Source organism: Neisseria yangbaofengii, assembly GCF_014898075.1.
Taxonomy (GTDB): domain Bacteria; phylum Pseudomonadota; class Gammaproteobacteria; order Burkholderiales; family Neisseriaceae; genus Neisseria; species Neisseria yangbaofengii.
On the sequence record NZ_CP062976.1, the window covers coordinates 587,070 to 600,988 of the forward strand.

At 50.7% G+C, this 13,919-nt stretch carries 10 protein-coding genes and 2 pseudogenes; 7 read left to right on the forward strand and 5 right to left on the reverse strand.

Annotated elements, in window-relative coordinates; genetic code table 11:
* Positions 1-158 precede the first annotated feature (158 nt).
* The 3 genes and pseudogenes from H4O27_RS02910 to H4O27_RS02920 all read right to left on the reverse strand — a co-directional run bounded on the left by H4O27_RS02910 (position 159) and on the right by H4O27_RS02920 (position 2,980).
* Positions 159-1,172: pseudogene (locus H4O27_RS02910) on the reverse strand (transposase).
* Positions 1,173-1,288: 116 nt separating this feature from the next.
* Positions 1,289-2,488, reverse strand: coding sequence for a putative hydroxymethylpyrimidine transporter CytX (gene cytX / locus H4O27_RS02915; RefSeq protein WP_165008398.1), 1,200 nt, complete (start codon positions 2,486-2,488; stop codon positions 1,289-1,291).
* 189 nt (positions 2,489-2,677) lie between these two features.
* Positions 2,678-2,980 carry a DUF2288 domain-containing protein gene (locus H4O27_RS02920; protein WP_165008397.1) on the reverse strand — a complete coding sequence of 101 codons (303 nt, stop codon included), beginning with the start codon at positions 2,978-2,980 and terminating at the stop codon, positions 2,678-2,680.
* 268 nt (positions 2,981-3,248) lie between these two features.
* Between H4O27_RS02920 and H4O27_RS02930 the strand changes: the two genes are divergently transcribed.
* The 4 genes from H4O27_RS02930 to H4O27_RS02945 all read left to right on the forward strand — a co-directional run bounded on the left by H4O27_RS02930 (position 3,249) and on the right by H4O27_RS02945 (position 7,755).
* Positions 3,249-3,974 (forward strand): metal ABC transporter ATP-binding protein, encoded by a 726-nt coding sequence (locus H4O27_RS02930; RefSeq protein WP_193004325.1) that lies wholly within the window; start codon positions 3,249-3,251, stop codon positions 3,972-3,974.
* 111 nt (positions 3,975-4,085) lie between these two features.
* Entirely contained in the window at positions 4,086-4,961 is an 876-nt protein-coding gene (locus tag H4O27_RS02935; RefSeq protein ID WP_165008395.1) for a metal ABC transporter permease, read from the forward strand.
* 82 nt (positions 4,962-5,043) lie between these two features.
* The gene (locus H4O27_RS02940; RefSeq protein ID WP_165008394.1) at positions 5,044-5,955 is read left to right on the forward strand and encodes a metal ABC transporter solute-binding protein, Zn/Mn family; all 912 of its coding nucleotides are present in this window, start codon (positions 5,044-5,046) and stop codon (positions 5,953-5,955) included.
* Positions 5,956-6,093: 138 nt separating this feature from the next.
* Complete coding sequence (locus H4O27_RS02945; RefSeq protein WP_165008393.1) at positions 6,094-7,755, forward strand: electron transfer flavoprotein-ubiquinone oxidoreductase; 1,662 nt, start codon at positions 6,094-6,096, stop codon at positions 7,753-7,755.
* 401 nt (positions 7,756-8,156) lie between these two features.
* Here the strand turns inward: H4O27_RS02945 and H4O27_RS02950 are convergent, their stop codons facing one another.
* A complete protein-coding gene (locus H4O27_RS02950; RefSeq protein ID WP_165008392.1) occupies positions 8,157-9,305 on the reverse strand; it encodes a polyamine ABC transporter substrate-binding protein in 1,149 nt (382 codons plus the stop codon).
* Positions 9,306-9,641: 336 nt separating this feature from the next.
* Between H4O27_RS02950 and H4O27_RS02955 the strand changes: the two genes are divergently transcribed.
* From H4O27_RS02955 to H4O27_RS02965, 3 genes are all read left to right on the forward strand, one after another.
* On the forward strand, positions 9,642-10,166 hold the full coding sequence (locus H4O27_RS02955; RefSeq protein WP_165008391.1) for an RNA pyrophosphohydrolase: 525 nt from the start codon (positions 9,642-9,644) through the stop codon (positions 10,164-10,166).
* A 125-nt stretch (positions 10,167-10,291) separates the two neighbouring features.
* Positions 10,292-12,271, forward strand: a complete 1,980-nt coding sequence (parE, locus tag H4O27_RS02960; protein ID WP_165008390.1) for a DNA topoisomerase IV subunit B — start codon at positions 10,292-10,294, stop codon at positions 12,269-12,271.
* A gap of 184 nt (positions 12,272-12,455) precedes the next feature.
* A complete protein-coding gene (locus tag H4O27_RS02965) occupies positions 12,456-12,962 on the forward strand; it encodes a cysteine hydrolase family protein (protein WP_165008388.1) in 507 nt (168 codons plus the stop codon).
* Here the strand turns inward: H4O27_RS02965 and H4O27_RS12925 are convergent.
* Positions 12,955-13,808: pseudogene (locus tag H4O27_RS12925) on the reverse strand (IS630 family transposase). The gene H4O27_RS02965 and the pseudogene H4O27_RS12925 overlap by 8 nt on opposite strands.
* Positions 13,809-13,919 lie beyond the last annotated feature (111 nt).

The window sequence follows — 13,919 nt, forward strand, 5'->3', positions numbered from 1 at the left end:
CTGAAACAGAAATGTTTCAGACGGCCTTTTTTATCTTTGATGAGGGGGAAAGTGAAAATAAATAGGCCGAGACCTGTGCAAAACTCCCTTTCCCAAACAATAAAGATTACTTGAGTTATCAATTAACCTTTATTTCCCCTCCAAACACACAGATTTCCCTAAACTCCCCCGAATCCTGCCACCCAAGCGCCCGCTTTCCCGGGTGCTCCCTTTTCGGCAGCAGGCGCAACGAGGCTGAGTTTATTTGCCGCTTCGGGCAAATTCAAACACCGCTTTCCAATGACTTTGTGCATTCGCTTTCCGTAAGCCGAAATATGTTGCCCTATGGCAGCGGAACTTGCGGTGCAATGTACCGAAGCTCTGTTCCGCCACATAACGGGTATTTGATAAGTATCGGTTGCGTTGTTTGCCTTCGTCTGTTAAGGGGCGGCCACGGCGGGCTTTACCCATAATGCCGTCCGAAAGTTTTTTGTTGTTTAAGCATTCCCGATTGGCTTTGCTGCCGCAGCTTTGCCGGCATATACGGCGGTGTATTCGGCTGTGCCGTCTAAGTGGCGGCACTCGTGTTTGTTGGCAGGGTTGACATGCAGTTGGCCGGTATAGCCTTCTTGGCCGGTACGGGGGTGTTGTTTACAGCTGGTTTGAATTTGCCGTCTTTTTTATCCGACGGGCGTCTTTGTCTTTGCCGGGGGAGGTTTCGCCGGTGATACCTTCTCATCGGTTTCAATAGTCTGACGTTGTTTGCCGCCGGCAGTTTGGATGATGGCGGCGGCAATAACGGCGGCGGCTTTTTCTACTTTGAGCCTTTGTCGGTTAATCGGTTCCGACGGATAAGGCAAAGTTTGGTCTTGCGCCAACCGGCAGCGGCAGAGTGTGCTGTGATCGGGAATGTCCGGTTCGCCAAAGCCGCAGAAGAGGTTGGGGACGATACGGTAATCAGGCTATGTTCGAGTTCGGGGACGGAGAGGCTGTGCCATCGGCCGGTCAGGACGGCTTTGAACATGGAGGGCAGAATAGGCCGGACGGCCGCGGATGGAGCGTTTTTTTTGTTGCTCAAGATAGGTATGGATGGGTTGCCAATTGATGATTTGGTTGATTTTGAGCAGCGGGAAGCGGTCGAAGCCGTTTATGGTAATGATGGTTTGGGCGGTTTGTTGGAAAAAGCTGCCCAAAAAAAAATCCTCTAAATTCGGTTTAGGGGAATTTAGAGGATTTTTTTGGGGAGACAAAAGTTTCAGGCCGTCTGAAAACAAATCATTCAGACGGCCTTGGAACATTTGTAATTGCTTTATTCCGCCGTCACGCCCACGCGCACATCAATCAATTTGCGCACAATAATCGTCACTGCAAAAATTACCGCCATCACCGGAAAAGTAATGCCCAGTGGTGTTTCGCCGGTTAAGAAATTGCGGTACAGCAGGAAACCGGCCAGCCATAATCCTAAACCGACGAAATCGAATTCATGCTGTGATGCGTCGTGTTTCAACACAAAATAGTCGGCAATCAAAATCGCCACCATTGGAGCAAACACCGAACCAATCATCAGCAAGAAGTTTTCAAACCGGGTTACGGGCAGGGTAACGGCCAAGAGGGCGCCGATAACGGCCACCACCGCGCCGACGTGGATTTCATTGGCTTTGCCGAAAATGGTTTTGCTGCTCACGCCGGCGGAATAAGCGTCCAAATAAGTGGTGGTGACGGTGGATAAAATCACCACCAACACGCCGCCGATGCCGATACCAGACATCAGAAAAATCTTGGCAATATCCGATTCCTGCAAAAATAATACAGCGCCCAAGCCCAGTAAATACATCCATGTGCTGGTCACAAAATAAGCCAAAGCCGCAGCAATGGTGGCGGCTTTCGGTTTGGCCGCGCGGCGGGTGTAGTCGGCAGCCAGTGGCAGCCAAGACAAAGGCATGACCGCAGAAAGTTCGACTGCCAGGCCGAACGATATTTGCCCTTCAACCGGTTGCATGCCGCCGGAGTTGCCGAACACACGCACGCTCAGCCACACAGTTACCAACAGCATCAAACCCAGCGAGATTTTTTTCAATAAGCCCACATCGCTGCCGCCCCGGTAAAGCCAGCCGACAATCATCAGGCCGATGACAATGCCCCAAACCGTTTGCGAGCCGAAGCCCCACAGGGAATCACTCAACGCTGCCGCGATTTGTGCACCGGTGTAAATCATAATTGCCGTCCAGCCGATAAGTTGCAACACGTTGGCGCTGGAAAACAATACCGAACCGCGTATGCCGAACGAACGCTGCACCGTTTCCATTGCGCTTTTGCCGGTTTGCGCACCGATTAATGCCGCGCAGAAAAATAAGGCGCAGCCGATGATGTGGCCGAGAATCACTGCCTGCATGCCGCGTTCCCAGCCCAAAGGCGCGAGAAATGTGCCGGTCAGGATTTCGCTCAGAGAAACTGCCGCGCCGAACCAAATCAGGCCGCTGGCGGCGGTGGAAAGTTTGTTTGATGTCATGACGAATCCCGCAAGGATAGTTGATAACAGTGGATTATAAGGCTTGGGTGAGGGAATGAACAGCCGCAGAAGTCAATCAAAACGGTAGTTGGGGACGGGATTGAATGTTTCAGACGGCCAAACACGGATAGTCAGGCCGTCTGAAAACACCAATTGAAAAAAGTTAAGAAAATCTCGAAAACAATACGTTCAGACGGCCTCAACCACAGGCTGCACCAACACCCAAGGCGCGACTACCACTGCCCACATTTCCTGATTATCGGCATAAAACGCACGCGCTTGGTCTTCTCTGACCACGCCAAATTTGCCGTCTGCCATCAAGGGCCGCAGCTTGGCGGCGGCATCGTCGGCAACGTAACGGGCGATTTCAATCAAATCTAAACCGGGTGCGACATACACCGCCGCACCGCGGGCGAAATGGGGCTGTAATTCTGCCCATGCGATGCGGGCGGTCTCGGTGTTTAATTTTTCGTTGAGTAAGGGGGCGGACATGATGCGTGCTTTCGGATGTCTGGCGTGAAAGGGCATATTTTAACCCAAATTATGTAGTGATTTGTAGCGGAAGAATCAGATTTACAAGCATAATGTTATACAGTATCATTAACAACTTTCTATTTATTCGGACGGCCTGTCAGAGGTCGTCTGAAAACATTGGTTTGGCCATGAATTCGATTTTATTAACCGGATTGTTCCAACGGCTGTTGATTGCGCTGGCCGCACTCGGCGCGCTGTGGGGCATTTATTTTTGGGCGGTCGGCACATGAGCATTGTCGTCGATAACTTAACCGTCAGCTACCAACGCCGTCCGGCGGTGCATCATGTGTCGATGGAATTTCCCGATAACGGCATGTGGGCGGTTTTCGGCCCTAACGGCGCGGGCAAGTCTACGCTGTTGAAAGCAGTGATGGGTTTGGAAAAAGCGGAAACCGGCACGGTGCAGTGGGCGGGTTTGCAGCGTAAAGACATCGCCTATCTGCCGCAGCAGGCCGAAGTTGACCGAACACAGCCGATGACTGTATTTGAATTGGCGGCGATGGGTTTGTGGTATGAAATCGGCTTTTTCGGCCGTATGAAAGCGGCGCAGTGCAAACGGGTGTATGAAGCGCTCGAGCGTGTGGAAATGCACGAATTTGCCCGGCGCAGCATCGCGCATTTGTCCAACGGCCAATTCCAGCGTGTATTGTTTGCCCGTATGTTGGCGCAAAACGCCAAATTTTTGCTGCTGGACGAGCCGTTTAACCACATCGATGCGCGTACCACTTATGCTTTGCTCGACGTGTTGCGCCGCTGCCATCAAAGCGGCCAGGCAGTGATTGCGGTGTTACACGATTATGAGCAGGTGCGTGCGTATTTTCCTGAAACTCTGCTGATTGCGCGGGAAAAAATCGCCGCCGGTGCCACGGAAAACGTGCTGACCGGCCAATATCTGCTGCAAGCCAATGCCGCCATGCAGCAGCAAGAACGGGCCGATTGGTGCGCGGCGTAATGTTTCAGACGGCCTCAAATAAATGAATGAAACGTTTGAAACCATATCTCAATATTCAGGCCGTCTGAAAGTATCAGATGATGTTCAGACGGCCTATCACAGAAATCCATCATGAATTTTCAAGAATTGTTCATCGGGCCTTTTGTTGAATTCGATTTCATGCGCTATGCGCTGGCATCGATTTTCTGTTTGGCCTTGAGCGCCGCACCGGTGGGCGTGTTTTTGGTGATGCGCCGCATGAGTTTGGTCGGCGATGCCTTGGGCCATGCCGTATTGCCCGGTGCAGCCATCGGCTATATGTTTGCCGGATTAAGCCTGCCTGCAATGAGCATCGGCGGCTTCGTGGCCGGTTTGTTGATGGCCTTGCTGGCCGGATTGGTGAGCCGTTTTACTACCTTGAAAGAAGATGCCAACTTCGCTGCTTTTTACTTAACCAGTTTGGCCATTGGTGTAGTGTTGGTGAGCAAAAACGGCAACAGCGTCGATTTGCTGCATTTGCTGTTCGGCTCGGTGTTGGCGGTGGATGTGGCCGCTTTGACGCTGATTGCGGCAGCCGCTTCGGTTACCGCGCTGTCGTTGGCAGTGATTTACCGTCCGCTGGTGTTGGAAAGCATTGATCCGCTGTTTTTAAAGGCGGTTAACGGCAAGGGCGGTTTTTGGCATGTGCTGTTTTTGGTGCTGGTGGTGATGAACATGGTCGCCGGTTTCCAAGCACTCGGTACATTGATGTCTGTCGGCCTGATGATGCTGCCAGCGATTACTGCGCGTTTGTGGGCGAAAAGCATGGGCATGATGATTTCGATGGCGGCTTTGATTGCGCTGCTGTGCGGTTTTGCCGGCTTGCTGTTTTCTTATCACATTGAAATTCCGTCGGGGCCGGCGATTATTTTGTGCTGCGGCGTGCTGTATGTATTCTCGGTGGTGTTCGGCCGGGAAGGCGGTGTGGTCATCAAATGGTTGAAACGCCGTCGTCATAAAGCCGGTTAAATTTTCAGACGGCCTGCTTGCCTAACCGGGCAGGCTGTTTTAAAATGGCTGAAATGTTACGTTATATCAAAAGGAATAAAACATGAAACAATGGAAATTGGGCATCATTACGGCGTTGTTGTCCGGTGCGGCTTATGCGGCGCCTTTGCCGGTGGTGAGCAGCTTCAGCATTTTGGGTGATGTGGCCAAGCAGGTCGGCGGCGAGCGTGTGGCGGTGACCAATCTGGTGGGTCCTAACCAAGATTCGCATGCTTATCATATGACCAGCGGTGACGTGAAAAAAATCCGCACGGCGAAATTGGTATTGTTGAACGGCTTGGGCTTGGAAGGTGCCGATGTGCGCCGCGCCGTGCAGCAGAGCAAAGTGCCTTTTGCCGAAGCGGCAAAAGGCATTCAACCTTTGAAAGCACCGGAAGGCGGCCATCACCATCATCATGATGAAGGCGAAGGCCATCACCACCACGACCACGGTGAATTCGACCCACATGTTTGGACCGACCCTGTGTTGATGGTGATGTATGCGAAAAACGTATCCGATGCACTGGTTAAAGCCGACCCTGCCGGCAAAGCCTATTACGAGCAACGTTTGACTGCGTATCAAAACCAACTGGAAAAATTACACAGCGACACCCAAGCCGCCATTAACAGCGTGCCGGTAGACAAGCGTAAAGTGTTGACCGGCCATGACGCATTTGCCTACATGGCCAAACGCTATAATATCAGTTTCATTGCCCCGCAAGGCGTGAGCAGCGCGGCAGAACCATCAGCCAAAGCTGTGGCTTCGATTATCCGCCAAATCAAACGTGAAGGCATTAAAGCCGTGTTCACTGAAAACATCAAAGACACGCGCATGATTGACCGCATAGCCAAGGAAACCGGCGTGAAAGTCAGCGGCCAGTTGTATTCCGATGCTTTGGGCAGTGCGCCTGCCAATACTTATGTCGGCATGTACCGCTATAACGTCAAAGTCATGACCGACGCCATGAAAAAATAATGGCTTGGTAAAGTAACAAGACAAGGCCGTCTGAAAAACATTCCATGTTTTCAGACGGCCTTGTAGTGTTTGGTAACAATATGATATGGCTGTATAATATATAAAAATCTATATACATTTTAAATTCAGGAACCAACCATGATAGAAACCATTGAACGCGACAGCATGCAATACGACGTCGTGATTGTAGGCGCAGGCCCGGCAGGCTTGTCGGCTGCCATAAAGCTCAAGCAGCTTGCCCAAGCAGCCGACCGCGAAATCAGCGTGTGCGTGGTGGAAAAAGCTTCCGAAGTGGGTGCGCATACCTTATCCGGTGCGGTGATTGACCCGATTGCCTTATCGGAATTGCTGCCCGATTGGAAAGAGCGCGGCGCGCCGCTGCGCGTGGAAGTGACCCAAGACAAAGTATTATTCCTGACTGAAAAACGTGCCGTTCCGTTACCGGTTACCCCCAATTTCGACAACCACGGCAACTACATCATCAGCTTGGGCGAGTTGGTGCGCTGGTTGGGTGAGCAGGCGGAAGAGCTCGGCGTGGAAATCTACCCGGGCTTTGCCGCTTCGGAAATTCTCTATCATGCCGACGGTTCGGTGAAGGGCATTGCCACCGGTAACATGGGCGTAGGCAAAGATGGTGAGCCGACCGGCAATTTTCAGCCGGGCATGGAACTTCGGGCGCAGCAGACCCTGTTTGCCGAAGGCTGTCGCGGCTCATTGAGCCAGCAAATCATCAAGCGTTTCGGTCTCGATAAAAACAGCGATGCACAAACCTACGGCATCGGCATCAAAGAAATTTGGGAAGTCGCGCCGGAAAAACACCAACAAGGTCTGGTATTGCACAGCAGCGGTTGGCCGCTTGATACTAAAACTTACGGCGGTTCATTCCTTTATCATTTAGACGACAATAAAGTTGCCGTCGGTTTTGTGGTCGGCTTGGATTACCAAAATCCTTATCTGTCGCCGTTTGAAGAGTTTCAACGCTTCAAAACCCATCCGGCTATCCGCGATACCTTTACCGGCGGCCGCCGCATCGAATACGGTGCGCGCGCCTTGGTTGAGGGCGGCTATCAAAGCATTCCGAAGCTCTCATTTAAAGGCGGCGCATTGATCGGTGATGCAGCCGGTTTCTTAAACATGCCGCGCATCAAAGGCATTCACACCGCCATGAAATCGGGCTTGCTGGCCGCCGAAGCCGTGTTCCCGGTTCTGGATAATTCGGAAGAAGCCGAAAGCGTAGAGCAGGGTAAAGAGGCGGTGCAATACCGCGCCTTGTTCGACCAAAGCTGGGCGCATACCGAGCTGTATGCCGCGCGTAATGTCCGCCCATCATTCCAATGGGGTTTGCTGTTCGGCGTGATGTACACCGGTATGGAGCAATTGTTTTTCAAAGGCCGGCTGCCGTTTACTTTCAAACACCACGGTAAAGACCACGACCAACTGAAAAAAGCCGCCGCGTGCAAACCGATTGCGTATCCGAAACCCGACGGCGTGTTGACTTTCGACCGCTTGAGCAGCGTATTTCTCGCCAATATCGCGCACGAAGAAAACCAGCCCGGCCATCTGACCTTGAAAAACCCGCAAGTGATGATCGACATCAACCACAAAGAATATGCTTCGCCGGAAACGCGCTATTGCCCGGCGGCGGTGTATGAAATTGTGGAAGAAAACGGTGCGCCGCAATTGCAAATCAATGCCTCCAATTGCGTACATTGCAAAACTTGCGATATTAAAGACCCGACGCAGAATATCGTGTGGATTTGTCCGGAAGGGGCAAGCGGGCCGAATTACGGTGCGATGTAAGAGTGGGGGTGAAACCGCATCAGCATCCAAAACGCTAAAACGGCCGTTATTCCCGTGCAGGCGGGAATCCATCTTAAAAGATAAGAAACTAAGTTTGTTGTCATCAAAAATAGATTCCCGCCTGCGCGGGAATGACGTCATTTTGGGGTTTGTTGATTATTAAGGCCGTTTTGTAAACAACAGGCCGTCTGAAAGTATAATGAATCCACTTTAAAATAGTACGGCGTTGGCTCGCCCAGCCGTATTATCTATACTGTCTTCGGCTCACCGCCTTGTCCTATTTTAAAGTGAATCCACTATAAAATAAAAGCCAGGTTTGCTATTGTTTGATTTTTTTACTGTTAAATGAAAGGCCGTCTGAAACACTCCGTTTCAGACGGCCTTTTTAATGAAGCATTAGCTTATTGACCGGCTTTCAAACCTTGCCACAAACGCACGCTTAATTTGCTGGTTTCAGGTGATTTCGGTGAAATCACGAAGCTTTTGTCCATCACTTCTTTGGTTGGGAAGATGGACGTGTCTTCTGAAAGTTTGGCATCCATCAGTTTACGCGCCGGTTGGCTGGCAGGGGCGTAGGTCACGAATGTGCCGTTTTTCGCCGCCACTTGCGGATCGAGCGTGTAGTTGATGTATTTGTGCGCATTGGCAACGTTTTGCGCGTCACGCGGAATCATGAAGGAATCGATCCAAATGCCCACGCCGGTCTTAGGAGTCAAAACTTGCAGGTCCACGCCGTTTTTTGCTTCGATGGCGCGGTTTTTGGCGATGTTCAAGTCGCCGCCGTAACCCACGGCCACGCACAAGTTACCGTTTGCCATATCATCGATGTAGCCTGACGAGCTGAATCGTTTCACGTCACCGCGCACTTTTTTCATCATGTCGACGGCGGCTTTGAGGTCATCGGCATTTTCGCTGTTCGGGTCTTTGCCGATGTAGTTCAAGGCCAGCGGCATTTGTTCGATAGCGCTGTCTAAGTAGCTGATACCGCAAGATTTCAGCTTGGCAGTGTATTCAGGGTTGAATACCAAATCCCATTCGTTTTCAGGCAAAGCATCGCTGCCTAAGGCTTTGGCAACCAAGTCTTTGTTAATCGCCAAGGTGTTGATGCCCCAGAAGTAAGGCACGGCATATTTGTTGCCCGGGTCGACGCCGGCCATCAGAGACAGCAGGTCGGGGTCGATGTTGTTGTAGTTGGAAATCTGGCTCTTGTCGATTTCTCGATACGCGCCGGCTTTGATTTGGCGGCCGACATTGGCAATCGATGGAGCAACCAAGTCGTAACCGGATTTGCCGGTCAAGACTTTGGCCTCTAAGGCTTCGTTGCTGTCGTAATAATCGTAGCGGACTTTGATGTTGTTGTTTTTCTCAAAATCGGCCAAGGTTTGCGGATCGACATAGTCAGACCAGTTGTAGATATTCAGATTGCTGGATTGCGGGGCGGCTTGTTGCGGTTCGCTGGCTTGCGGCGCGGTTGTTTCAGCCGGTTTTTCAGAGCCGCCGCAGGCCGCCAGTGCCAGGGTGATGCAGGCGGTGAGGAAGGTTTTTTTCATGGTGTACAGTCCTTTTGTCGGGAAATGGAATAAATTGCAGCGGTGGGCAAAGGATTTAACCTTTAAACCACATACAAAAGGGAAACTGTGGTGGGGGCGGCAGGCGCTAGATACCTCGTGCCGCCCTTGATTCAGCAGGCTTGCATTAAACGTTAAAAACCTTTCAACTGCAATAGTTTAAAAGCGGTAAAATGATACTTTTACGGGTGTTTTCAGCTATGGGTTTCTTCGCAAACGATAAAATTTTTCAGACGGCCTCGGAAATGTTGTGCTGATTTGTCAAAACCGTATGATTTGTGGGAAAATCGGCGGATTAAATTTTTAAAGGGCGGAACCGTGTTAGACAGAGAAGGCTATCGCCCCAATGTCGGTATTATCCTTACGAACGATAAGAATCAAGTATTTTGGGGCAAACGTGTGCGCGAGCATTCGTGGCAGTTTCCGCAAGGCGGCATCAAGCCGGGCGAAAGTCCGGAAACGGCGATGTACCGCGAATTGCTGGAAGAAGTGGGTCTGTTGCCGCAACACGTGAAAATTTTAGGCCGCACGCGCGACTGGCTGCGTTACGATGTGCCGACGCACTGGGTGCGCCGCGAATGGCGCGGTTCATATCGCGGGCAGAAACAGATTTGGTATTTGCTGCGCTTGGTCGGACGCGAGAGCGATGTCGACCTGCGCGCCACGCACCATCCCGAGTTTGACGGATGGCGTTGGCATGATTATTGGGCACCGGTGGATGAAGTGATTGATTTCAAACGTGATGTGTATTTGGGTGCGCTCACTGAGTTATCGCGCTTTGTGCGCGGCGTGGAAACTTACGGCGAATTCGCCCAACGCATTCAGCAGCAAAAAGAGAAATGAAGCAAACGCTTTCAGGCCGTCTGAAAGCGTTTTTATTTTATCGCAAACAATCTTGGCAGGCCGTCTGAAATGGCGGCCATTGTGTTAGAATACTGCCCAAACGATTATAGACAGCGCAGCAAAACATGAGTAAAACACAATACAGCGAATCCAGTATTACCGTCTTAAAAGGCTTGGAACCGGTGAAAGAGCGTCCGGGCATGTACACCCGCACCGACAGCCCCACCCACATCTGCCAAGAAGTCATCGATAACGCTGCCGACGAAGCTTTAGGCGGTTTTGCCAGCCAAATCGGCGTGACGATACACGACGACGGTTCTTTATCCGTGCGCGACAACGGCCGCGGCATTCCGACCGGTATGCATCCGGTGGAAGGTTTGCCGGTGGTGGAGCTGGTGTTTACCCAATTGCACGCAGGCGGCAAGTTCAATAAAAAAGACGGCGGTGCTTATGCCTTTTCAGGCGGCCTGCACGGCGTGGGCGTGTCGGTGACCAATGCGCTGTCGAAACGTTTGGAAGTGACTGTCAAACGCGAAGGCAAAATCCACCGCATCGTGTTTGCCGGCGGCGACGTGATTGAGCCGTTAAGCGAAATCGGCAAATGCACGGCCAAAGATTCCGGCACCGAAGTGCACGTGTGGCCGGACGGCAAATATTTCGAATCACCGCAATACAGCATTCCCGAATTAGAGCGTTTATTACGTGCCAAAGCCGTGTTGCTGCCCGGTGTGACCGTGTCGCTGACACGTCCGGTCAAAGGCGAAGCCGAACCGCAAACCCAAACATGGCATTACCCCGACGGCTTGAAAAGCTATTTGATGGATTTAATCAGCGAAGCACAGGAAGCAGTGCCGCCGTTTGCCAGCGAAAACTATATTTCAGACGGCCACGACAGTGATTTTGCCGCGGGTGAGGGCGCAGCCTTTGCGCTGACTTGGCTGGAAGAAGGCACTTGCGCCAATGAAAGCTATGTCAATCTGATTCCGACGCCGTTGGGCGGCACACACGAAGCCGGTTTGAAGCAAGCCGTGTTCAACGCCGTCAACAATTTCATCACGCTGCACAATTTATTGCCGCGCGGTGTGAAAGTACAAAGCGATGACGTGTTCAATAAAGCCGCCTTTGTATTGAGCGCGCGCGTGCTCGATCCGCAATTCCAAGGCCAAACCAAAGACAAACTCACCAACCGCGATGCGCTGAAGTTGGTGGCCGCCGTATCGGGAGACCCGTTGGAATTGTGGCTGAACCAAAACGTCGAAGCGGGTAAAAAAATCGCTGAGTTGGCAATCAAACAGGCGCAGGCGCGTATGCGTTCGGTGAAAAAAATCGAGAAGAAAAAAGGCAGCGGCGTGGCCGTGTTGCCGGGTAAACTTACCGACTGCGAAAGCGAAGATGTGCGCGAAAACGAGTTGTTTTTGGTTGAAGGCGACTCGGCCGGCGGTTCGGCCAAACTGGCGCGCGACAAAGCTACCCAAGCCATTTTGCCTTTGCGCGGTAAAGTGTTGAACAGCTTTGAAGTGCATCCCGACCAACTTTTTGGCAATGCGGAAATCCACGATATTTCCGTGGCCATCGGTGTCGATCCGCACGGTGTGAACGACAATCCCGACTTAAGCGGCTTGCGCTACGGCAAAATCGCCATTTTGTCTGATGCCGATGTGGACGGTTCGCATATTCAAGTGTTGCTGCTGACCCTGTTTTACCGCCATTTCCCGAAACTGGTTTCAGACGGCCATATTTATGTTGCCCAGCCGCCGTTGTTCCGCGTGGACGTGAATGCACAAGGCAAATCCAAACCTGCCCGAAAATTCTACGCGCTCGACCAAGCCGAGCTCGACGGCATTTTAGAGCGCCTGCAAAAAGAAAATGTGAAAGAAACGGCCTATTCCATCAGCCGCTTCAAAGGTTTGGGCGAGATGAACCCCGACCAGCTTAAAGACACCACCATGCACCCCGACACCCGCCGCCTGTTGCAAGTGCAGATTCCCGAAGGCAGCAGCGGCGAAACCTACGATATTTTCGTAAAGCTGATGGGCAAAGGCGAAGCCGCCAGCCGCCGCGCGTGGATGGAAGCGGAAGGCGATACGGCCCAAGTGGATATTTGATTAGTGGATTGTGATGGAGGCCGTCTGAAAGCCAATCATCTTTTCAGACGGCCTCAATAAAAGAATCGGGTTATTGTTGACCCGATTCTTTTGTTTTTTGATTCAAAACGCGCTATTATCTTAATTTGATTACGGCTAGACTGCGGTTTTGATTCCCATCTTTTACCTCTCAAGGAGCCGTAACATGAAAACCGCATTATTGATTGTCGATTTCCAAAACGATTATTTCCCGAGCTTTGAAGGTGCCAAATTTCCTTTGGCCGGCACCGAAGCGGCAGCGGAACAGGGCGCGAAACTGTTGAAGATATTTCGTGACAAAAACTTGCCTGTGCTCCATGTGCGCCATGTATTTGCCGGCGATAATGCGCCGTTTTTTGCGGAAAACAGCGAAGGCGTGCAGTTCCATCCATTATTTGAGCCGAAAGAAGGCGAAACGGTGATTACCAAACATGAAATCAACAGCTTCCGCGCTACCGCCGATTTACACGCGCAATTGCAGGAACAAGGCATTAAGCGCTTGCTGATCATCGGCGCGATGAGTCATATGTGTATCGATGCCGCTACCCGCGCAGCGGCAGATTTGGGCTACCAATGCCACGTTGCCCACGATGCGTGCGCGACATGCGATTTGGAATTCGGCGGTAAAACCGTGGCTGCGGCTGATGTGCATGCGGCTTATATAGTTAATTAAAATAAAAACTACTCATTAATGCAGCCATAAAATTGCCTATTTCAGGCAGCACTTTTCGTAGATGCTTTTTAATGTTCGCCCATGCTTTTTCAATCGGATTAAGCTCTGGCGAATAAGGTGCAAGAGCTAAGATTTTATGCCCCTCTTTTTCTGAAATCTCTGCTAAAACAGACATCCGATGAAAGCGAGCATTATCCATCACAATAACAGATTGTTCAGTTAATTCAGGCAGCAATACGCCTTCAAACCATGCTTCAAATAAACGACTATCCATCGTGCCTGAATAAATCATGGGTGCAATTAGATTACTTTGGTCTTTGATTTGAGCTGCAACCAGTGATGTGCGCTGGTATCGTTTACCACTGATTTGCGCTTTAACTGGAAGCCCTTTTGGTGAATAGGCATAAGGACGGTAGTAAAAAGTATCAAATCCTGTTTCATCAAGGAAAACAACTTGATAATCAGCATATTGATTTAATGCTTGTTGATAAGTGGCTACCTGTTCTGGTTTTTGTTCTTTGTAGCTCGTGGTCTTTTTTTACGCGTAATACCCAATACTTTGAACAAATAACAAATATTAGCCGGCGTACACCCAAAATGAGCTGCAATTTCATGCTGGTATGCATCAGGGTGTTCTTTAACATATTTTATGAGCAGGTTTTTATTGACTTTGGTTGCATTGCCACCTTTGACTTGATGTTCAAATGAACCGGTTTGCTCATAGCGTTTTCTCCAACTTCGAAATGTTTTTGGGTCAATTTGGTATGCTTTGCAAACTTCGCTGGCATTTTTGCATGCCTGATAGTATTGGTATGCTTTTTCTCGTAGTTCTATTGAGTATGACATTTTGGACTCTAAATATTCAGTGTTGATTTGGGAATTCTTATTTTAATATACTATATGTCGGCATTGGCGTTTGCTTATGCCAATGTGGATACCGCGGATAATTTGGCAAAA

What these genes read in the sequence shown, in the direction of transcription:
- cytX (WP_165008398.1), bottom strand. Translation starts at nt 2,488, where the DNA reads ATGACATCAAACAAACTTTCCACCGCCGCCAGCGGCCTGATTTGGTTC.
- H4O27_RS02920 (WP_165008397.1), bottom strand. Translation starts at nt 2,980, where the DNA reads ATGTCCGCCCCCTTACTCAACGAAAAATTAAACACCGAGACCGCCCGC.
- H4O27_RS02930 (WP_193004325.1), top strand. Translation starts at nt 3,249, where the DNA reads ATGAGCATTGTCGTCGATAACTTAACCGTCAGCTACCAACGCCGTCCG.
- H4O27_RS02935 (WP_165008395.1), top strand. Translation starts at nt 4,086, where the DNA reads ATGAATTTTCAAGAATTGTTCATCGGGCCTTTTGTTGAATTCGATTTC.
- H4O27_RS02940 (WP_165008394.1), top strand. Translation starts at nt 5,044, where the DNA reads ATGAAACAATGGAAATTGGGCATCATTACGGCGTTGTTGTCCGGTGCG.
- H4O27_RS02945 (WP_165008393.1), top strand. Translation starts at nt 6,094, where the DNA reads ATGATAGAAACCATTGAACGCGACAGCATGCAATACGACGTCGTGATT.
- H4O27_RS02950 (WP_165008392.1), bottom strand. Translation starts at nt 9,305, where the DNA reads ATGAAAAAAACCTTCCTCACCGCCTGCATCACCCTGGCACTGGCGGCC.
- parE (WP_165008390.1), top strand. Translation starts at nt 10,292, where the DNA reads ATGAGTAAAACACAATACAGCGAATCCAGTATTACCGTCTTAAAAGGC.
- H4O27_RS02965 (WP_165008388.1), top strand. Translation starts at nt 12,456, where the DNA reads ATGAAAACCGCATTATTGATTGTCGATTTCCAAAACGATTATTTCCCG.